General features: G+C 69.6%; 15 protein-coding genes. 6 read left to right on the top strand and 9 right to left on the bottom strand.

Annotated features, from left to right (window positions below):
* Nucleotides 1-2 precede the first annotated feature (2 nt).
* The 7 genes from ABH925_RS05065 to pyrR all read right to left on the bottom strand — a co-directional run bounded on the left by ABH925_RS05065 (nucleotide 3) and on the right by pyrR (nucleotide 9,189).
* Nucleotides 3-1,103, bottom strand: a complete 1,101-nt coding sequence (locus ABH925_RS05065; protein ID WP_370145625.1) for a quinone-dependent dihydroorotate dehydrogenase — start codon at nucleotides 1,101-1,103, stop codon at nucleotides 3-5.
* Nucleotides 1,104-1,218: 115 nt separating this feature from the next.
* Nucleotides 1,219-4,524, bottom strand: coding sequence for a carbamoyl-phosphate synthase large subunit (gene carB, locus ABH925_RS05060; protein WP_370145624.1), 3,306 nt, complete (start codon nucleotides 4,522-4,524; stop codon nucleotides 1,219-1,221).
* On the bottom strand, nucleotides 4,517-5,674 hold the full coding sequence (gene carA, locus ABH925_RS05055; RefSeq protein WP_370145622.1) for a glutamine-hydrolyzing carbamoyl-phosphate synthase small subunit: 1,158 nt from the start codon (nucleotides 5,672-5,674) through the stop codon (nucleotides 4,517-4,519). The genes carB and carA overlap by 8 nt, the downstream gene beginning before the upstream one ends.
* A complete protein-coding gene (locus tag ABH925_RS05050; protein WP_370145621.1) occupies nucleotides 5,671-6,294 on the bottom strand; it encodes a hypothetical protein in 624 nt (207 codons plus the stop codon). The genes carA and ABH925_RS05050 overlap by 4 nt, the downstream gene beginning before the upstream one ends.
* Nucleotides 6,291-7,580: a dihydroorotase gene (locus tag ABH925_RS05045; protein WP_370145620.1), complete on the bottom strand. Its 1,290-nt coding sequence runs from the start codon at nucleotides 7,578-7,580 to the stop codon at nucleotides 6,291-6,293. Before ABH925_RS05045 ends, ABH925_RS05050 begins: the two co-directional genes overlap by 4 nt.
* Entirely contained in the window at nucleotides 7,577-8,554 is a 978-nt protein-coding gene (locus tag ABH925_RS05040) for an aspartate carbamoyltransferase catalytic subunit (RefSeq protein ID WP_370145619.1), read from the bottom strand. Before ABH925_RS05040 ends, ABH925_RS05045 begins: the two co-directional genes overlap by 4 nt.
* Complete coding sequence (gene pyrR, locus ABH925_RS05035; RefSeq protein ID WP_370145617.1) at nucleotides 8,551-9,189, bottom strand: bifunctional pyr operon transcriptional regulator/uracil phosphoribosyltransferase PyrR; 639 nt, start codon at nucleotides 9,187-9,189, stop codon at nucleotides 8,551-8,553. The genes ABH925_RS05040 and pyrR overlap by 4 nt, the downstream gene beginning before the upstream one ends.
* 296 nt (nucleotides 9,190-9,485) lie before the next feature.
* On the opposite strand from pyrR, the gene ABH925_RS05030 reads away from it, so the two are divergent.
* The gene (locus tag ABH925_RS05030; RefSeq protein WP_370145616.1) at nucleotides 9,486-9,989 is read left to right on the top strand and encodes a transcriptional regulator; all 504 of its coding nucleotides are present in this window, start codon (nucleotides 9,486-9,488) and stop codon (nucleotides 9,987-9,989) included.
* Between the two features lie 124 nt (nucleotides 9,990-10,113).
* Here the strand turns inward: ABH925_RS05030 and ABH925_RS05025 are convergent, their stop codons facing one another.
* Entirely contained in the window at nucleotides 10,114-12,375 is a 2,262-nt protein-coding gene (locus ABH925_RS05025) for a putative Ig domain-containing protein (protein ID WP_370145615.1), read from the bottom strand.
* Between the two features lie 675 nt (nucleotides 12,376-13,050).
* Between ABH925_RS05025 and ABH925_RS05020 the strand changes: the two genes are divergently transcribed.
* The 3 genes from ABH925_RS05020 (at nucleotide 13,051) to ABH925_RS05010 (ending at nucleotide 15,903) form a co-directional block, all read left to right on the top strand.
* The gene (locus ABH925_RS05020; protein ID WP_370145614.1) at nucleotides 13,051-14,250 is read left to right on the top strand and encodes a type IV toxin-antitoxin system AbiEi family antitoxin domain-containing protein; all 1,200 of its coding nucleotides are present in this window, start codon (nucleotides 13,051-13,053) and stop codon (nucleotides 14,248-14,250) included.
* A gap of 4 nt (nucleotides 14,251-14,254) precedes the next feature.
* Nucleotides 14,255-15,166, top strand: a complete 912-nt coding sequence (locus tag ABH925_RS05015) for a nucleotidyl transferase AbiEii/AbiGii toxin family protein (protein ID WP_370145612.1) — start codon at nucleotides 14,255-14,257, stop codon at nucleotides 15,164-15,166.
* 398 nt (nucleotides 15,167-15,564) lie between these two features.
* Nucleotides 15,565-15,903 (top strand): hypothetical protein, encoded by a 339-nt coding sequence (locus ABH925_RS05010; RefSeq protein ID WP_370145611.1) that lies wholly within the window; start codon nucleotides 15,565-15,567, stop codon nucleotides 15,901-15,903.
* Between the two features lie 42 nt (nucleotides 15,904-15,945).
* On the opposite strand, the gene ABH925_RS05005 is transcribed toward ABH925_RS05010, so the two are convergent.
* On the bottom strand, nucleotides 15,946-16,641 hold the full coding sequence (locus ABH925_RS05005) for a GntR family transcriptional regulator (RefSeq protein WP_370145609.1): 696 nt from the start codon (nucleotides 16,639-16,641) through the stop codon (nucleotides 15,946-15,948).
* Nucleotides 16,642-16,904: 263 nt separating this feature from the next.
* Here ABH925_RS05005 and ABH925_RS05000 point away from each other — a divergent pair, with 263 nt between their 5' ends.
* Both ABH925_RS05000 and ABH925_RS04995 read left to right on the top strand, forming a co-directional pair.
* A complete protein-coding gene (locus tag ABH925_RS05000) occupies nucleotides 16,905-17,888 on the top strand; it encodes an ABC transporter permease (protein ID WP_370145608.1) in 984 nt (327 codons plus the stop codon).
* Between the two features lie 125 nt (nucleotides 17,889-18,013).
* Entirely contained in the window at nucleotides 18,014-19,768 is a 1,755-nt protein-coding gene (locus ABH925_RS04995; protein WP_370145607.1) for an ABC transporter substrate-binding protein, read from the top strand.
* Nucleotides 19,769-19,793 lie beyond the last annotated feature (25 nt).

The following is a 19,793-nucleotide window of genomic DNA, read 5'->3' as shown; positions in this document are numbered from 1 at the left end:
CCTCACCTTCCGTTGGACGCGCCGACTGCTTCGAGCAGGCCGGCGTGACCGCTGGCCCGGAGCCGGGCGGCGAGTCCCCGGTGCAGTCGGCGGCACCAGAAGGGACCCTCGTAGATGAAGCCGCTGTAGCCCTGGATGAGGGTAGCCCCGGCCAGGATCCGTTCCCAGGCGTCATCGGCGGTTTCGATGCCGCCGACCGAGACCAGTACCAGCCGGTCCCCGGCCCTGGCGTGCAGCCGGGCGAGTACCTCCAGCGCGCGCGCCTTCAGCGGCGCCCCGGACAGCCCGCCGGCGCCGGCCGCCTCGACCGTGGCCGGGTCGGTGCGCAGGCCCTCGCGGCCGATGGTGGTGTTGGTGGCGATGATGCCGTCCAGACCGAGCTCGACCGCGAGGTCCGCGACCTCGTCGATGTCGGCGTCCGCCAGATCCGGCGCGATCTTGACCAGCAGCGGGATGTGCCGCTGCGGGCTGGTGGCGTCCAGCGTGGCGCGGACCGCGCCGAGCAGCGGCCGGAGCTGGTCCACGGCCTGCAGGTTGCGCAGGCCCGGGGTGTTCGGCGAGCTGACGTTGACCACGAAGTAGTCCGCGTGCCGGGCCAGCCGCTCGGTGCTGGCGACGTAGTCGGCGACCGCCTCGGCCTCGGGGACCACCTTGGTCTTGCCGATGTTGACGCCGACGACGGTCCCGGACCGTCGGCTCCGGGCCGCGAGCCGGGCGGCGACGGCCGCGGAGCCCTCGTTGTTGAAGCCCATCCGGTTGACCAGCGCGCGGTCCTCGATCAGCCGGAACAGCCGCGGCGCCGGGTTGCCCGGCTGCGGCTGCGCGGTGACGGTGCCGATCTCGACGTAGTCGAAGCCGAGCATGGCCAGGCCCTCGATGCCGACCGCGTTCTTGTCGAACCCGGCGGCCAGCCCGAACGGCCCCGGCAGGTCGAGCCCGAGCGCGCGCACCCGCAGCGCGGGATCCCGCGGCGCCAGCACCCGGGCGACGACGCTGCGCAGCCCCGGCACGGAGGACGCCAGCCGGATCCAGAAGAAGGCCAGGTGATGCGCCTTCTCCGGATCAAGCCGCCGGAAGACGAGATTGAAGAACAAGCGGTACAAGGTGTCGCCTTCCAACGTCGATCAAGTTGCACTATTCAGGGGCGCGAGGAACTGCGCGAGAACCCCGCACCTCCGGAAAGGTTCGGCACGCGCAGCCCCCCGCGCCCCCAGAAACTCAACGCGAAGCGTTGAGCAGAGCAGCATGCTCCTGCAGCGACCGAACGCCGATCTCCCCGCGGATCAACGCGTCAATCCCCTGGACCGCCGCGCCCATCGCCTGCACCGTGGTCAGACACGGCACCGACCGCGCGACCGCGGCCGTGCGGATCTCGTAGCCGTCGAGCCGGCTGCCGGTGCCGTAGGGCGTGTTGATGATGAGGTCGACCTCACCGTCGTGGATCAGTTGCACGATGGTGCGCTCGCCGCCCTCCCCCTCGCCCTCGCTGTGCTTGCGCACCACCGTGGCCTCGATGCCGTTGCGGCGCAGCACCTCCGCGGTGCCGGAGGTGGCCAGGATCTCGAAGCCCAGTTCGACCAGGGCGCGGGCCGGGAAGACCAGGTTGCGCTTGTCGCGGTTGGCGACCGAGACGAAGACGCAGCCCTTGGTGGGCAGTGCGCCGTAGGCACCCGCCTGGGACTTGGCGTAGGCGGTGCCGAAGGTGGTGTCGATGCCCATGACCTCGCCGGTGGAGCGCATCTCCGGGCCCAGCACGGTGTCCACGCCGCGGCCGTGGATGTCGCGGAAGCGGCTCCACGGCATCACGGCCTCCTTGACCGCGATCGGGGCGTTCAGCGGCAGCGTGCCGCCGTCGCCCTCGGCCGGCAGCATGCCCTCGGCGCGCAGCTCGGCGATGCTGGTGCCCAGCGAGATCCGGGCGGCGGCCTTGGCCAGCGGCACGGCGGTGGCCTTGGAGGTGAACGGGACGGTACGGGAGGCGCGCGGGTTGGCCTCCAGCACGTAGAGGATGTCCCCGGCCATGGCGAACTGGATGTTGATCAGTCCGCGCACCCCGACGCCCTTGGCGATGGCCTCGGTGGAGGCCCGCAGCCGCTTGATGTCGTAGCCGCCCAGGGTGATCGGGGGCAGCGCGCAGGCGGAGTCGCCGGAGTGGATGCCGGCCTCCTCGATGTGCTCCATGACGCCGCCGAGGTAGAGCTCGGTGCCGTCGTAGAGGGCGTCGACGTCGATCTCGATGGCGTCGTCCAGGAAGCGGTCGATCAGCACCGGGTGCTCGGAGATCAGCCCGGCGTGCCGCTTGAGGTAGTCCGCGAGCGAGGGCTCGTCGTAGACGATCTCCATGCCGCGTCCGCCCAGCACGTAGGAGGGGCGGGCCAGCACCGGGTAGCCGATCTCGTCGGCGATGGCCTTGGCCTCGTCGAAGGAGAAGGCGGTGCCGTGCTTGGGCGCCGGCAGACCGGCGTCGCGCAGCACCCGGCCGAAGGCGCCGCGCTCCTCGGCCAGGTCGATGGCCTCGGGCTGGGTGCCCACGATCGGCACGCCGTTGTCCTTGAGCGCCTGGGCCAGGCCCAGCGGGGTCTGGCCGCCGAGCTGCACGATGACGCCCGCGACCGGTCCGGCCAGGGTCTCCGCGTGCACGATCTCCAGCACGTCCTCCAGGGTGAGCGGCTCGAAGTAGAGCCGGTCGGAGGTGTCGTAGTCGGTGGAGACGGTCTCCGGGTTGCAGTTGACCATCACGGTCTCGTAGCCGGCCTCGCTGAGTGCGAAGGAGGCGTGGACGCAGGAGTAGTCGAACTCGATGCCCTGGCCGATGCGGTTCGGCCCGGAGCCCAGGATCAGCACGGCCGGCTTGGTGCGCGGCGCGACCTCGGACTCCTCGTCGTAGCTGGAGTAGAAGTACGGGGTCTTCGCGGCGAACTCGGCGGCGCAGGTGTCGACGGTCTTGAAGACCGGGCGGATCCCCAGCGCGTGCCGCACCTCGCGGACCACGTCCGGGCTCAGGCCGCGGATCTCTCCGATCTGCAGGTCGGAGAAGCCGTGCCGCTTGGCGTGCCGGAGCAGCTCCGGGTCCAGCCGCGGGGCCTCGGCCAGTTCCTCGGCGATCTCGTGGATCAGGAACAGCTGGTCCACGAACCAGGGGTCGATCTTCGTGGCGTCGAAGACCTCCTGCTGGGTGGCCCCGGCCCGGATCGCCTCCATCACCGTGTTGATCCGGCCGTCGGTCGGAACCTGAGCCTTCGTCAGCAGTTCGGTCTTGTCGCCCGGTTCACCCACGAAGGTGAACTGCGAGCCCTTCTTCTCCAGTGAGCGCAGCGCCTTGTTCAGCGCCTCGGGGAAGTTGCGGCCCAGCGCCATGGCCTCGCCGACCGACTTCATGGTGGTGGTCAGCGTGGCGTCGGCGCTCGGGAACTTCTCGAACGCGAACCGCGGGACCTTGACCACCACGTAGTCCAGCGTGGGCTCGAAGGACGCCGGGGTCTTCTCGGTGATGTCGTTGGGGATCTCGTCCAGGGTGTAGCCCACCGCGAGCTTGGCCGCGATCTTGGCGATCGGGAAGCCGGTGGCCTTGGACGCCAGCGCCGAGGAGCGGGAGACCCGGGGGTTCATCTCGATGACGATGACGCGGCCGTCGGCCGGGTCGATCGCGAACTGGATGTTGCAGCCACCGGTGTCCACCCCGACCTCGCGGATGATCGCGATGCCGATGTCCCGCAGCCGCTGGTACTCGCGGTCGGTCAGCGTCATCGCCGGGGCCACGGTGATGGAGTCGCCGGTGTGCACGCCCATCGGGTCGAAGTTCTCGATGGAGCAGACCACCACGACGTTGTCGTGCTTGTCGCGCATCAGCTCCAGCTCGTACTCCTTCCAGCCCAGGATGGACTCCTCCAGGAGCACCTCGGTGGTCGGCGACAGCGTCAGGCCCTGGCCGGCGATCCGGCGCAGGTCCTCCTCGTTGTGGGCGAAGCCGGAGCCGGCGCCGCCCATGGTGAAGGAGGGGCGGACCACGACCGGGTAGCCGCCGAGGGTCTCCACCCCCGCCATGATCTCGTCCATGGTGTGGCAGATGACCGAGCGGGCCGACTCGCCGTAGCCGATCTTGGCCTTGACGGCCTCGACCACGCCCTTGAACAGCTCGCGGTCCTCGCCCTTGTTGATCGCCTCGACGTTGGCGCCGATCAGCTCCACGCCGTACTTCGCCAGCACCCCGTTGTCGTGCAGCGAGATCGCGGTGTTCAGCGCGGTCTGGCCGCCCAGGGTGGGCAGCAGGACGTCGGGGCGCTCCTTGGCGATGATCTTCTCGACGAACTCCGGGGTGATCGGCTCGACGTAGGTGGCGTCGGCGATCTCCGGGTCGGTCATGATCGTGGCCGGGTTGGAGTTGACCAGGATCACCCGCAGGCCCTCGGCCTTGAGCACCCGGCAGGCCTGCGTACCGGAGTAGTCGAACTCCGCCGCCTGACCGATCACGATCGGGCCGGAACCGATGACCAGAACGGACTGGATGTCGGTGCGCTTAGGCACGCTGGCCCTCCATGAGCTCTACGAAGCGATCGAACAGGTAGGCGGCGTCGTGCGGACCGGCCGCCGCCTCCGGGTGGTACTGGACGCTGAACGCGGGCTGGTCCAGGCACTGCAGGCCCTCGACCACGTCGTCGTTCAGGCAGACGTGGGACACGGTGACCCGCCCGTAGGGGGTCTGCGTCTCACCGTCCAGCGGGGCGTCCACGGCGAAGCCGTGGTTGTGCGCGGTGACCTCGACCTTGCCGGTGGTGCGGTCCTGCACCGGCTGGTTGATGCCGCGGTGGCCGTACTTGAGCTTGTAGGTGCCGAAGCCGAGGGCCCGGCCGAGCAGCTGGTTGCCGAAGCAGATCCCGAAGAACGGGGTCTTCCGGCCCAGTACCTCGCGCAGCACGGCGACCTGCCCGTCCGCGGTGGCCGGGTCGCCCGGGCCGTTGGAGAAGAACACGCCGTCCGGCGCGACCGCGTAGACGTCCTCGGCGGTCGCGTTGGCCGGCAGGACGTGCACCTCTATGCCGCGCTCGGCCATCCGGTGCGGGGTCATCCCCTTGATGCCCAGGTCCAGAGCCGCGACCGTGAACCGCTTGGTACCGATCGCCGGGACGACATAGGTCTCCTTGGTGGCGACCTCGCCGCAGAGGTCCGCGCCGGCCATCTGCGGGGCCCGGCGGACCCGCTCCAGCAGCGTGGCGTCGTCGGCCAGCGCCGCGCCGGAGAAGATGCCGCAGCGCATCGCGCCGCGCTCGCGCAGGTGGCGGGTGAGCGCGCGGGTGTCGATGCCGCTGATGCCGACGATGCCCTGGTCGACCAGTTCCTGGTCGAGCGAGCGCCGAGAGCGCCAGTTGGAGGCGACCCGGGCGGGGTCGCGGACCACGTAGCCGGCCACCCAGATCCGGGCGGACTCCGGGTCCTCGTCGTTGACGCCGGTGTTGCCGATGTGCGGGGCCGTCATGGTGACGACCTGGCGGTGGTAGGAGGGGTCGGTGAGGGTCTCCTGATAGCCGGTCATACCGGTGTTGAAGACGGCCTCGCCGAAGGTCTCGCCGACGGCGCCGTAGGCCTGGCCGCGGAAGATCCGCCCGTCCTCCAGGACGTAGGCGGCCGGGACTCGGTCCCGCCGCCGCGCCGCGGGGGTGGATGCAGGTGCGGTCATGATGCGCCTTCCTTGTGTTCCTCAGGCTGTGCTGTCACCTTCGCGTGGGCCTTCAGCAGGACCTCCACCGCGGTGACCCAGTTCTCGTGCTCGGCCGGGTGGTCGGCCCGGAATCCGCTGTCCAGCTGCTTGCCGCCGTGCTCCCAGGTGACCACGAGCACGCCGCCCTCGGGCAGCACCTTGCCGGCGATGCCCCGGTCGGTACGGGCGCCGCGCAGCGCGTCGACCGGGATGAAGAAGCTCGCCGACGCCGGGCGGACCACGGTCAGGCCCTCGGCGGTGAGGGTCAGCTCGACCAGGCTGCGGTCGCCCAGGTGGTGCGCGACGATCCGGTCCAGCCACTCACCGGCGCTGGTGCTGCCGATGTAGCGGCCCTCCAGCTCCAGCAGCGCCTCGGTGGTGTGCTTCGGCGCGGTCGGCAGCGCGGGCAGGCCGGACTGCTGGGTGCGGCGCCACAGCCAGCCCTGCCGCATCAGCCAGTAGAGCAGCGCGATGACGAAGAGCAGGCCGACGACCCAGCCGATCAGGTCGCCCACATGGGTGACCGGGGCCGAGTGCGGCGCCTGCGCCGGCAGCGCACCGGCGGCGACGTTCAGGGCGGCGTTCAGGGCGGTGCTCATACCAGCGCCCCGTCCAGGACCGTGGCGGTGCCGCGCAGGAAGGTGGCGACCACCCGTCCGGGCAGCTCACGGCCGCGGTAGGGGGTGTTCCGGCTGCGGGAGGCGAAGGCGTCGGGGTTCACCGTTCCACGGTACGCGGGGTCGACCAGGACGAGGTTGGCCGGTTCGCCGACCGAGACGGGGCGGCCGTGACCGGCCAGTCCGCCGATGGCGGCGGGGCGGTACGACATCCGCTCGGCGACCTCGTGCCAGCCCATCAGCCCGGTGTCGACCATGGTCTGCTGGACCACCGACAGCGCGGTCTCCAGGCCGACCATGCCCATCGCGGCGGCGGCCCATTCGCAGTCCTTGTCCTCGGACGGGTGCGGCGCGTGGTCGGTGGCGACCGCGTCGATGGTGCCGTCGGCGAGGGCCTCGCGCAGCGCGATCACGTCGGCCTCGGTGCGCAGCGGCGGGTTGACCTTGAACACCGGGTCGTAGGAGCGGACCAGTTCGTCGGTGAGCAGCAGGTGGTGCGGGGTGACCTCGGCGGTGACGTCCCAGCCCTTGGACTTGGCCCAGCGGATGATCTCCACCGAACCGGCTGTGGAGACATGGCAGACGTGCAGCCGCGAGCCGACGTGGGCGGCGAGCAGCACGTCCCTGGCGATGATCGACTCCTCGGCCACGGCCGGCCAGCCGGCCAGGCCGAGCTCGCCGGAGACCGTGCCCTCGTTCATCTGCGCGCCCTCGGTGAGCCGGGGCTCCTGGGCGTGCTGGGCGATGACGCCGCCGAAGGCCTTCACGTACTCCAGCGCCCGGCGCATGATCACCGCGTCGTCGACGCACTTGCCGTCGTCGGAGAAGACCCGGACGGTGGCGGCGGAGTCGGCCATCGCGCCGAGCTCGGCCAGCTGCTTGCCCTCCAGGCCGACGGTGACCGCGCCGACCGGCTGCACGTCGCAGTAGCCGGACTCGCGGCCCAGCCGCCAGACCTGCTCGACCACGCCGGCGGTGTCGGCCACCGGGAAGGTGTTGGCCATGGCGTGGACGGCGGTGTAGCCGCCCCTGGCCGCGGCCCGGGTGCCGGTCGCGACCGTCTCGGCGTCCTCGCGGCCGGGCTCGCGCAGGTGGGTGTGCAGGTCGACCAGGCCGGGCAGGGCGACCAGGCCCTCGGCCTCGACCACGGTCTCGCCCTCGGCGGCGGCCAGACCGGCGCCGATCTCGGCGATGACCCCGTCACTGAGGCGCAGGTCCTGCGGCTCGCCGCCGAGGATGCGGGCGTTCTTGATCAGGTAGCTGGTCACTTGCTCTGCTCCTCGGTGGGGGTGGTCGTGGTCATGCCGCCGAGCAGCAGGTACAGCACGGCCATCCGGACGCTGACGCCGTTGGCGACCTGCTCGACGATGGTGGAGCGGGCCGAGTCGGCGATCTCGGAGGCGATCTCCATGCCGCGCACCATCGGTCCGGGGTGCATCACCACGGCGTGCTCGGGCAGGGTGGCGGCGCGGGCGACGTCCAGGCCGTAGCGGCGGGAGTACTCGCGGTGGGTGGGGAAGAAGGCGGCGTTCATCCGCTCGCGCTGGACCCGCAGCATCATCACCGCGTCGCTCTTGGGCAGCGCCGCGTCCAGGTCGTAGGAGACCTCGCAGGGCCAGCTCTCGACGCCGAAGGGCATCAGCGTCGGCGGGGCCACCAGGGTGACCTGGGCGCCCAGGGTGTGCAGCAGCCGCACGTTGGAGCGGGCCACCCGGCTGTGCAGCACGTCGCCGACGATGGTGATCCGGCGGCCGTCCAGGTCGCGGCCCCGGGCGCTGCCGTCGCGGCCGGGGTTGAGGTGGCGGCGCATGGTGAAGGCGTCCAGCAGGGCCTGGGTGGGGTGCTCGTGGGTGCCGTCACCGGCGTTCACCACGCTGCCGTGCAGCCAGGAGGACTCGGCCAGCCGCTTGGGCGCGCCGGAGGCGTGGTGCCGGATCACCACCGCGTCGGCGCCCATGGCCTGCAGAGTGAGCGCGGTGTCCTTGAGCGTCTCGCCCTTGGAGACCGAGGAGCCCTTGGCGGAGAAGTTGATGACGTCGGCCGACAGCCGCTTCTCGGCGACCTCGAAGGAGGTGCGGGTGCGGGTGGAGTCCTCGAAGAAGAGGTTGACCACGGTGCGGCCGCGCAGTGTCGGCAGCTTCTTGACGGCCCGGGTGGAGACCTGGGCCATCTCCTCGGCGGTGTCCAGGATCAGAAGCGCGTCGTCCCGGCTGAGGTCGGCGGTCGAGATCAGGTGGTTCACTGGGCGCTCCCGTTCCCGCTGCCGTTTCCGTTGCCATTGCCCTGGTCGAGCTGGCCGAGCAGGACGGCGTCCTGGCCGTCTATCTCCACCAGCTTCACCTTCACCGCCTCGCGCAGCGAGGTGGGCAGGTTCTTGCCCACGTAGTCGGCGCGGATCGGCAGCTCCCGGTGGCCCCGGTCGACCAGGACGGCGAGCTGCACCGCGCGGGGGCGGCCGAGGTCGCCGAGGGCGTCCAGCGCGGCGCGGATGGTGCGGCCGGAGAAGAGCACGTCGTCGACCAGGACGACGAGCTTGCCGTCCAGGCCGCCGGGCGGGATCTCGGTGTGCTCCAGGGCGCGGGCGGGCTTGAGCCGCAGGTCGTCCCGGTACATGGTGATGTCCAGGGTCCCGAAGGGGATGTCCTGGCCGGTGATCTGGGCCAGCGCCGCGTGCAGCCGGCGGGCCAGAAGGACGCCGCGGGTGGGGATGCCGAGCAGGACGACGTCCTCCGCGCCCTTGGCGCGCTCGACGATCTCGTGGGCGATCCGGGTGAGCGACCGGGCGATGTCGCTCTGGTCGAGGACCCGGCGCTGAGCGGTCTGCACGTCCTTCTGCAGAGCCTGGGGGTGCTGCTGGGAACTTCTGTCACTGGTCATGCCGAAGCCGACCTCCTTCCCCGCCTCACTGGACGGGCCTTAAAGGATGCCTGGTGGACGGCCCTGCCCGGACAGGACTGGGGCCGTCGTCCACCCTACCAGCCGGATCTTGGAGCGCCGGTTCGCACGACTGCCCCATTCGGCTTGACGAACGCTTATCACTCTGCGTAACCTCACAGTCAGTTACGGCCGGACGACGGAAGTCCCCCATGCACCCGCTCAGGCGGTGTGCCTCCTGGACGCGCCGTCGCCGGCGGAGTCGGCGTCGCACGCCATATCTCGTCCGGGGAGACCATTTGTCCAGCGACTACGCGAAGCAGCTCGGCGGCAAGCTGCGGGCGATCCGCACCCAGCAGGGGCTGTCCCTGCACGGCGTCGAGGAGAAGTCCCAGGGCCGTTGGAAGGCCGTCGTCGTCGGCTCCTACGAGCGCGGAGACCGCGCGGTCACCGTGCAGCGCCTGGCCGAGCTGGCCGAGTTCTACGGCGTTCCGGTCCAGGAGCTGCTGCCCGGCAGCACCCCGGGCGGAGCGGCCGAGCCGCCGCCGCGCCTGGTGCTCGACCTGGAGCGGCTGTCCCAGGTGCCGTCCGAGAAGGCCGGCCCGCTGCAGCGCTACGCGGCCACCATCCAGAGCCAGCGCGGCGACTACAACGGCAAGGTGCTCTCGATCCGCCAGGACGACCTGCGCACCCTGGCCGTGATCTACGACCAGCCCGCCTCGCTGCTGATCGACCAGCTGATCAGCTGGGGCGTGCTCGACCCGGACGCGCGGCGCGCGGTCCGCGAGGACGACTCGGTCTGAGCGAGCGCGCCGCCGGGTAACTGAAGAAACGTCACAGCAGTAACGTCACGGCAGTGGGGAGAACTCAGGTCTCCCCACTGCCGTGTGCATGTGCCGTCCGGTGCCCGGTGCGCCTGGAAGACGGCTAGAAGAGGTGGTCCGACGCGTCGTCCACCAGGAACGCCGTCCTGCCGCTGGTGCTGTGCGAGACGAGCTGGATGCCGACCGTCGAGCCCAGCTCACCGTTGGAGATCCACGGCGTCAGGTCGACGGTCTGCAGCTGGTAGCCGTTGGTGACGGTCTGGTTGGTCCAGGTCTGCACCGTGCCCAGCTTCCGGCCGCTGTACTGGTCGTAGAGCACCAGCGACAGGGTGTCCGCAGGCGAGGCGCTGGACGCGGTGGTGTCGACGTTCAACCAGAACGAGAAGGTCTCGTGGGTGTACCCGGGGGTGGTCTCCACCCACTGGGTGATCGAGTCGTCGTACGCGCTGCTCTGGCCCAGCCAGGCGTAGCCGTTGCCGCTGTGCGCCTGGTGCGCGGTGGCGGTGGTGATCACGTTCCAGCCCGAGGCGGACCAGGCGCCGTGGTCGTAGGTCCCGTTCTCGAAGCCGGCGTCGGTGAGCTGCTCGATCGGGGTGCAGCCGTTCTGCTGACCGGGGAAGAAGCCGAACCACGAGCTCTGCGACTGGCTGTTGCCCAGGTCGTCGGAGGCGGAGACGGTGATGCCCTGCCAGCCGGTGACCGTGGTGGTGCCGGTGATGTGGCCGCTGACCGGGTCGATGGACAGGCCGGCCGGCAGGCCCTTGGCGCTGTAGGTGACCTTCCTGGAAGCGGTGTCCGAGGCGAGCACCGCGTAGTCCATCGGCTGACCGGTGGCCAGCGTCTGGTCACAGGGCTTGGTCACCAGCAGGGGCGAGGAGTTGGCGAAGAGCGGGCCGTTGCCCACGCAGTTGTGCTGATAGTCGGACCAGAGTGTCTGCACCGGGAAGGTCCCTGTGGAGAGGGTCAGATTGAACAGACCGCCCACCGTGCCGTACTGGATCCAGGCGCACTTGTCGCCGATCTCCTGCCCGGTGGCGTCGGTCCAGGCACCGATCGGGTTCTGGTCGCTGATGGTCTCGGCGTACTCGTGGCCGCCGATGATGCCGTAGCCGTCCAGGTGGCCGCGCTGGCCGGGGTTGATCCAGTTGGTACCGCAGTACTTGTTGTCGGTCAGGTACGGCATGATCGTGTACGGGATGGTGCCGTACGAGGTGCGCTCGAAGGTGTGCCAGGCGCAGTAGCCGAGTTCCTGCCACTTGTCGGGGTCGCTGCCCGGCGCGGCGTTGATGATGTACTGCACGTTGCGGTTCTGGGTACCGGTGGTGTTGCCGAAGTGCTGCGCGGCGGCGATGGCCTCGGCGGCGATCTGCGGCTCGGTGGCCGCCTGCGGCGCGGCCATGCTGTTGTCCACCCAGACGCCCGCCAGGGTCTGGCCGGCCACCGGGTAGCCCACGTGGTTGGCGCCGGCCGGACAGGTGTCGGTGCCGGGGGCGATGCCCTCGCAGTACTCGGTGGGCACCTTGGACCAGGTGTCGGTGCTGCTGCCGAGGCCCTTGAAGAACTCCTGCTGGTACGGCGCGGCGCTCTCCGGGTCACCGGTCAGCGTGACATCACCGGTGGCCGGGTCGGTGCCCTGGGTCCCCCACTGGCTGCCCCAGTAGATCAGGTAGACCTGCGGCGGACCGGTGGTGACGCCGATGGAGTCCTGGCTGCCCCGGTAGGTCATCTGCAGGTCGTAGTTGTTCCTCGGCTTCACCGACTTGCTGGTGGGGGTGTTGCCCGTCGGCGCCGTGTTCGTGGCCGCTGCTTTCGCCGCCGCGGCCTGGGCGGTCGCAGCCTTGGCCTTCTGCGCGGCGAAGGTCTTGGAGTTGAGCATCACCTGCGGCTTGGTCTCGGTGGCGAGCACCCAGGTGCCGCGCACGTCGAGCCAGCCGGCCGAGGCCGGATGGGTGGCCGCGCCCGGGTCGGTCGTCGGTGCGACCGGACCCACCACCGGCTTGGACGTGTGCGCCGAACCGGTACCGCCGGTGCGCGCCTGGGTTCCGGGGTTCGCGGACGCCGCCTGCTGTGCCGGGGGGTTCTGCTGTGCGGGAGGATTCTGGCCGGGGCTGCCACCGGGCGGAGTGTCTGCCGTCGAGCCGGTCGACGTCGACGACGAGGCAGGAGTGCCCGCGCTGCCGGACGGCGCGGCCGGGGCGCCGGTGGACACCGGGCGCGGAGCGCCCGCGGCCGAGGCCGTAGTGGAATGAGCGGCGGCGCCACCGCCTGCGTTGCCGGTTATCCCGACCACAGCAAGTCCGGCGGCCAGGCCGAGCAGGGTGACCTGCCTGGCCCGCCCGGACAGGCGCGCACTGATTCTGGACACAGTGGTCCTCTCAACTGGGGGTGTTGGAAACTGAGGTTGGAAACTGGGGAGTTCTGTGCAATGACACATGTCACGTGTGATGTAGGTCAAGATGTCTGCACGATGTCATTCGCCGGTGACCAAATCGTCATGCGCCCCAGCACCCCGGACCCGCCCCTGCCCCAGTGCCCTTCCGAAGGCCCGACACCCCCATCCCCCGGCCCGCCGCGACAAGACGGCGAGTTGCCGGGATCTCACTTGACCTGGTCCCGGAAGGCCGGCTGACGGGTCCTCTCTCAGTTGATCTGGTCCGACTTCGCCGTATCGAGTCGACGCAGGCTGGTGGGGCTCGCAGCCCCTCGATGTGCCCGCATCCCGAAAGATCGACTCCTGGCAGCAAGTGGAAGCCGAGCGGACTTCGCCGCCTACTCGACGTTGGCCGGGAGGGCAATGGTGGGGCGCCGTCGCCGCTCCGCGAGACAGGCCGCCTCCAGGCTCTCGCCGCACCAAATCGCGGGTTGCCGGGCACAGCCTCCCGGAGGAGCCCGTGGCGGGCTCGAGGCCAGGCGTGACCGACTCAAGTCCAGCGAAGGTAACACTCAAGCCGTTACCTTCGCTCGCATATGTCGCCGGCAGTGCCAGTTTTGCCCGACGAAACTCATTCAAAGGTAACGGCCTGAGTGTTACCTTTGTGATATGGAACGGCAGGAAGCACTACAGGTTCTGGGAGGCCTCTCCGCTGATCAGTGGGGACTGGTCACAGCGGCGCAGGCGAGCGATGTAGGCATCGGGAAGATGACCATGTCGCGGCTCGTCGCTGCAGGCCTGCTCAATCGGGTCGGGCACGGCGTTTACAGCGCTGTGGCGGCCGGCCTGCCCTCCCATCTGGAGATCCGCGTCGCTTGGCTGCGGCTCGACCCCGGTCGGCCGGCCTGGCAGAGGCAGCTCGGTGATCAGGATTCCGGTGTTGTCTCCCATGCATCCGCGTGCCTCCTCCATGGCATCGGCGATCTTCCCGCACCGACGTTGGACATCACGGTGCCTCGGGTGCGGACAACCCGGGAAGCCGACGTGCGACTGCTGCCCGGTGACATTCCCGTGGACGACATCACCGTCGTCGACGGCCTTCCCGTCACGACGGCAGAGCGCACCATCGTCGACCTGCTGGCCGAGCGAATCGACGGCGGCCACATTGGCGGCGTCATCGCTGACGCACAGCGGTCCGGGCTCCTCGACATCCCTTCCCTAGCCCGCCGGGTGGCCCACCAGTCCGACGCCTACGGTGCGCCTGCCGGCGACGGACGCGCACTGCTCGCTGTCCTGCTTGAGAATGTTGGCGAGCACCTGCGCGACGACCAGGCCATGACGGAGGCCGTCCAAGTGGGCGCTCTCCAGGCAACCGAGCTCATCCGCGAATCGCTCAGCGAAATCATGGCGCTTCCTAACCCCGGGCTGGACGGTGTGCGCGAGGTCCTTGCTCAGATGTCGCTTCGCAACGAGGCCGTTCACGCCGCCGCGTTTCGGGACCTGATGGCACCGGCCGAGGCCAGCCTCGCTCGGGCAATCAGCCCGGTCCTGCACCAGCTCAATGATCATCTCGCCCAGTTGCTTGCGCCACTGGCCACGCAGCTCCCGCGCGACGCAGGCCAGGTCCTAGAGCCCCTGGCTGCGTCCATGCGCGAAGTCGAGGGCCAACTCGCCGAGAGCCTGCAAGGGCACATCCTGCTCCACAGCCTCCGGCTTCCCGCAGTGAACCTCGCGGACATCATCGTCCCGGGCAAGGCTCTCAAGGTTCCGGTCACTGCATGGAGCCGCGCATCTGCTGCCGAAACAAACCAGCTTCCCCGAAGCGCCGCCACGCCGACCTCGACATCGGCGAATGACCAGGCAGCGTGAGCACGTGAACCCCTACAAGTCGCCAACCGCGCTCAGGGCGGCAGTAACGGACCGAGCGCGCCAGCAGTCCAAGCTCACCGGTCTGCCGCTCAGCGCACTGAGAGACCGCTTCTACTATCAGCGTCTGCTCGCCCGGATCTTTCTCCACGAGCCAAACGGATGGATGCTCAAAGGCGGCCAGGCCCTTCTGGTGCGCTTCCCCCGCGCCCGCCAGAGCCAGGACATCGACCTCTACTACCGGGACGCCGGCGCATCAAGTGAAGCCGTCTCCGCGCTGAGGGCAGCAGCCGCACTCGACCTCGGTGACGGCTTCACGTTCATCGTGCGAACGGTCACGGAGCTGGTCGGCGACAAAGGCGCGAAGGTCAAAGTCGATGTCCTCGCCGGCACCACGGACCGGCTCGCCGTCATCAGTATCGACCTGGTGGCCAACCTCCTCCCCCTGGGCGATCCCGAACGGTTTCCCCTACAGCCCGTCCTGCCCGCGGACTGGCTCGACGACTGGCCAGACATCGTTCTCTACCCGCTTTCCGACCACATCGCCGATAAGGTCAGCGCGATGTACGAGGTCCACCCGCCCGGCGAGACGCCTTCCAGCCGTTTCCGAGACCTGGCGGACCTGCTTCTCATCGCCCAACGAGAACGCCCGGATGCACTCACCACCATGGCCAGCATCCGAAGCGAGCAACGACGCCGCACGTCCCACGGCAGCACGGTACAACTTCCCTCGACCTTCAGCGTCCCAGAGCAAAGCACTTGGGCAGTGGGCTATCCGAAGGCGGCGGCAGCGGTACCCGCTCTCGAAGGCTGCGCCGACCTCGGCGCCGCACATCCGCTAGCTGACGCATTCCTCACACCCCTACTCGATGGGACCGCCCAAGGACGCTGGGACCCCGAGGCCGGCAAATGGGCCTGAACGGCCAGTCGCTGGCGGAGAACTACAGATGGCTGCCGTCGTTCCGGCCGGGCTGGAACTCGACGCTGCGGAGACGATGCCCGTCGTCACGTGCGTGGCCGGAGTCTCGGTGAGGTTGGCGGAGCAGCATCCGGCCGCCGGGGCAGCGGTGCAAGCCATGAGCGTGACGAGGTGGTGTCGACGCATCTTGCATCGCCTCCTGCGTCGGTACGCTGGTGAGCTCATGCTCCTTCCAGGGTGCGCTCCCCTACAGGCATCGGCGCGATGACAGGCCACTGCTCAAGATGCCTCGATCAAGTGCTTACGATAGTCGGGCATCCGCGCCGAGCAGCGGCTTCGGCAAGCCGACCGGTTGCGATCAGTTCCTGCGGCTCAGCGGTTGTCCCTAACCCGGCCGCATGAGCATCCTGCGTGAAGAGCTGCACGAGCTGATCGACCGGCTGCCGGAGTCGCAGGTGGCGCCGATACTCGCCGTGGTGCGGGCGAGCAGCTCTGCCGAGGGCGGCGGGGAGGAGTGGCCGCTGCCCGACTTCGTCGGCGCACTGTCCAGCGGCAAGGGCGACCTGGCCGCCCGCTCCAGCGTCGTGCGCCTGGTGTCCGTGACCCTGACGCCCGCTGAGCTTGCCGAGCGTCAGGCCTGTGGCCGCGCCGCGATGGCCGCGAAGGGCGTCGTCATCGACGACGACCCCACGGATCCAGATCGGCTGGCCGCCGAGCGATTCTGGGCGGCCCAGTAGGCGGCGCATCGTCGTCGGCCACCCCGCCCGGCTGACCGTGGGTCAGTCGCGGCCGGCGGCCCAGAGGCGGCGGACGTGGCCGAGGTGGGCGGTGATCAGCTCGGTGACCAGGGGGAGATCGCGGGCGATCATCGCGTTCAGCAACTGCTCGTGCTCCGCCGCCGACTCGAACAGGCGGTCCGCCTCGACCAGGGCCGTCAGCCCGTACAGCCGGGAGCGGCTGCGGAGGTCGCGGACGGTCTCCACCAGATGGCGGTTGCCGTGCAGGGCCAGCAGGCCGAGGTGGAAGCGGCGGTCCGCCTCGACGTAGGCGATCAGGTCGCCGGCCAGGGCCGCCGTCACGATGGCGCGAGCGTGCTCCCGCAGCGGTTCCAGCTGCTCCGGGGTGGCGATCTCGGCGACCCGGACCGTGGCCGGGACCTCGATCATCTCGCGGATCTCGGTGAAGTCGTCCAGGTCCTGGTCGGTCAGCCCGATGATGCGGAAGCCCTTGTTGCGGACCACCTCGACCAAGCCCTCCTTGGCCAGGTCCAGCATCGCCTCGCGCACCGGCGTGGCCGAGACGCCGAACTCCGCCGCCAGCACCGGGGCCGAGTAGACGATGCCCGGGCGCAGCTCGCCGGCCACCAGTGCCGCGCGCAGGGCGTGAGTGACCTGCTCGCGGAGGCTGCGGCGCTCCTGCACGGAGGGGAGGTTCAGCGCTGCTGCGCCTTCGGTGTTCACGGCTGGGCTGTTCACGCGGGTTCCTCCCGATACAGGGCTTGTGCAACATCATCCTGCACCATCACGCGCCACCGAGCGCCGGGCTGGTGAATGCTGTGCGGAAGTGACCGGCCGCGTGGGCCGTACCTGACGGTTCGTTCATCGCGGCTCAAGATCAATATAACTGCAATGTCACATCTCACGCGTGATACTTGACGCCCACTCACCGTAACGCCAGAGTCTCCCCCAGAGAACAACGTGACATTGCACAGTTGAGCGCCCGGGGGCACGCCTTGACCTTGACCACTGATCTCGCCGAACCGCCCGCCACCGCGGCCACCGCTCCGCAGCACCGCTCCCCCGCACAGCTGGCCTGGCGGCGCTTCCGCCGCGACCGGACCGGGGTGGTCTCCGGACTGGTCGTCGCCGCGTTCTTCCTGGTCGGCATCGGCGCACCGGTGATCTCCTGGCTCTACGGCAAGGACCCCTACACCACCTACGGCCAGAACACCCCCGGGCTGCTCAACGACTACGGCTACCCGGCCGGGCCGATGGGCGGCATCAGCGGCCAGTACTGGCTGGGCCTGGAGCCGGGGCTCGGCCGGGACGTGTTCATGCAGCTGGTCTACGGGATCCGCACCTCACTGCTGATCTCACTGGCGATCGTGCTGCTGATCACCGTGATCGGGACGCTGGTCGGCGTGGCGGCCGGGTACACCGGCGGCTGGGTCGACTACACCGTCAGCCGGGTGATCGACATCGTGCTCTGCTTCCCGTCGACCATCTTCTTCGTGGCCTTCATCCCGGTCGCGACCTCGCTCTTCGTGTCGCCCACCGAAGAGGTCCCGACCTGGATGCACGTGGTCACCATCATCACCGTGCTCACCGCCTTCGGCTGGACCAGCACGGCCCGGCTGCTGCGCGGGCAAGTGCTGTCGCTGCGCGAGCGGGAGTTCATCCAGTCAGCACGGGTGATCGGGGTCAGCCCGACCCGGATCGTCTTCCGCGAGCTGCTGCCGAACCTCTGGACGCCGATCCTGATCTCCGCCTCGCTGGCGGTGCCGGTCTACGTCACCACCGAGGCCGCACTGTCCTTCCTCGGCGCCGGGATGGTCGAGCCCACCCCGGACTGGGGCCGGATGATCCACACCGGCGCCGAGGTCTACTCCGCGGACTTCACCTACATGCTCGTCCCCGGGCTGGCCATGTTGATCTTCGTACTGGCCTTCAACCTGCTCGGCGACTCGGTCCGCGACGCGCTCGACCCCAAGTCCAGCCGCTGACAGTCCATCCGCCGACCCGCTCCACCGCGGCGCCCGCGCCCCGGCACACCTCCGCTCGGCGCTCTCGACCGCGCCCGAGTTCCTCCTTCACCGATTCCGGCTGTACTGATCCCGAGGACTCCTTCATGGACCGCAGAACCATGCGCCTGATCGCCGCCGCCCTGGCGGCCGGCGCCCTGGCCACCACCTCCGCCTGCAGCGGCGGCAGCAGCAGCAAGGACACCGGCAGCAGTACCTCGCAGGCCCCGGTGACCAAGCAGGCGGTCACCATCGGCACCGCCGCCGACTCGGTCGGCCCGGACCCGGCGGTCACCGGGGCCAAGACCGGCGGCACCGCGACCGTGCTGCAGCGCACCGACTTCAGCCACCTGGACCCGGCCCGGGTCTACTCCTCGGCCAACCAGACCGCGGACCTGCTGCTGACCCGTCAGCTCACCAGTTACCAGTACGTCAACGGCACCACCAAGCTGGTCGGCGACCTGGCCACCGACACCGGCACCACCAGCGACGGCGGCAAGACCTGGAAGTTCACCCTGAAGGACGGCCTCAAGTACGAGGACGGGTCGACCATCACCGCCCAGGACGTCAAGTACGGGGTGGAGCGCACCTTCCAGGCCGAGCTCAGCGGCGGCCCCAGCTACCTGCAGACCTGGCTGACCGGGAAGTCCGACTACACCAGCGCCTACCCCGGCCCCTGGAGCGGCCAGGACCTGCCGGCGATCGAGACCCCGGACGCCAAGACCATCGTCTTCCACCTCACCAGCGTGCACGCGGACTTCCCCTACGCGGTGGCGATGCAGGCGTACAGTCCGGTCCCCAAGGCCCAGGACACCAAGAAGGCCTTCGACCAGCACCCGTTCTCCTCCGGCCCGTACAAGATCCAGAGCCATGACGCGGACAAGTCGATGGTGCTGGTCCGGAACACCTACTGGGATCCCAACACCGACCCCACCCGGCACGCCTACCCGGACCAGTGGAAGTTCTCCTTCGGCGGCCAGAACCTCGACATCGACCAGCGCCTGATCGCCGCCAACGGCGACGACAAGGACGCGATGACCTTCAACGCCCTGGTCACCAGCGACGTCGCGCAGCAGGTGATGGGCAGCCCCGACCTGAAGGCCCGCACCGTCAACGACCTGACGCCGTTCACCACGTACTTCAGCATCAACAACAAGCGGGTCACCGACCCGAAGATCCGTCAGGCGATGCTGCTGGCCTTCCCGGAGCAGCAGACCCGGCAGCTCTTCGGCGGCCCGATGTACGGGGACTACAGCCACACCATCCTGTCGCCGATCACCAACGGCTTCCAGCCGTACAACCTGTACCCGGCGGCGGCCACCGGTGACCCGGAGGCGGCGAAGAAGCTGCTGGCCACCAGCAGCAACCCGCACCCGACCATCGTCTACGCGTACTCCAGCACCACCCAGTGGCAGCAGGTCGCGGTCGCCATCTCGGACGCACTGACCAAGGCCGGCTTCAACGTGGTCAAGCACCCGGTCGACGACAAGGACTACTACGACGAGATCGGCAAGGTCGACAACCAGTTCGACCTCTACTACGCGGGCTGGGGACCGGACTGGCCCAGCGCCTCGGCGGTCATCCCGCCGGTCTTCGACGGCCGGCTGATCGCCCCGACCGGTCCCAACACCATGCTCTTCAACGACCCCACGGTGAACTCGGAGATCGACCGGATCACCGCCGAGCCGGACCTGGCGCAGCAGGACAAGGACTGGGCCGCGCTGGACAAGAAGATCATGACCGAGGTCCCGGTGATCCCCTGGGTCGACCTGCGCCAGGTCTCGCTCTACGGGCCGGGCCTGGGCGGCGTGCACCTGGGCTTCATCGGCACCGCCTACCCGCTCGACGTCTACGTGAAGTAACCCCGGCGAGGCAGCCCTCGCCGTC

It is taken from the genome of Streptacidiphilus sp. EB129, from assembly GCF_041262645.1.
GTDB lineage: Bacteria > Actinomycetota > Actinomycetes > Streptomycetales > Streptomycetaceae > Streptacidiphilus.
Note: the sequence above shows the minus strand (reverse complement) of the source record. Positions and strands in the feature narration are given on the sequence as shown.

What these genes read in the sequence shown, in the direction of transcription:
- carA (WP_370145622.1), bottom strand. Translation starts at nt 5,674, where the DNA reads ATGACCGCACCTGCATCCACCCCCGCGGCGCGGCGGCGGGACCGAGTC.
- ABH925_RS05050 (WP_370145621.1), bottom strand. Translation starts at nt 6,294, where the DNA reads ATGAGCACCGCCCTGAACGCCGCCCTGAACGTCGCCGCCGGTGCGCTG.
- pyrR (WP_370145617.1), bottom strand. Translation starts at nt 9,189, where the DNA reads ATGACCAGTGACAGAAGTTCCCAGCAGCACCCCCAGGCTCTGCAGAAG.
- ABH925_RS05020 (WP_370145614.1), top strand. Translation starts at nt 13,051, where the DNA reads ATGGAACGGCAGGAAGCACTACAGGTTCTGGGAGGCCTCTCCGCTGAT.
- ABH925_RS05010 (WP_370145611.1), top strand. Translation starts at nt 15,565, where the DNA reads ATGAGCATCCTGCGTGAAGAGCTGCACGAGCTGATCGACCGGCTGCCG.
- ABH925_RS04995 (WP_370145607.1), top strand. Translation starts at nt 18,014, where the DNA reads ATGGACCGCAGAACCATGCGCCTGATCGCCGCCGCCCTGGCGGCCGGC.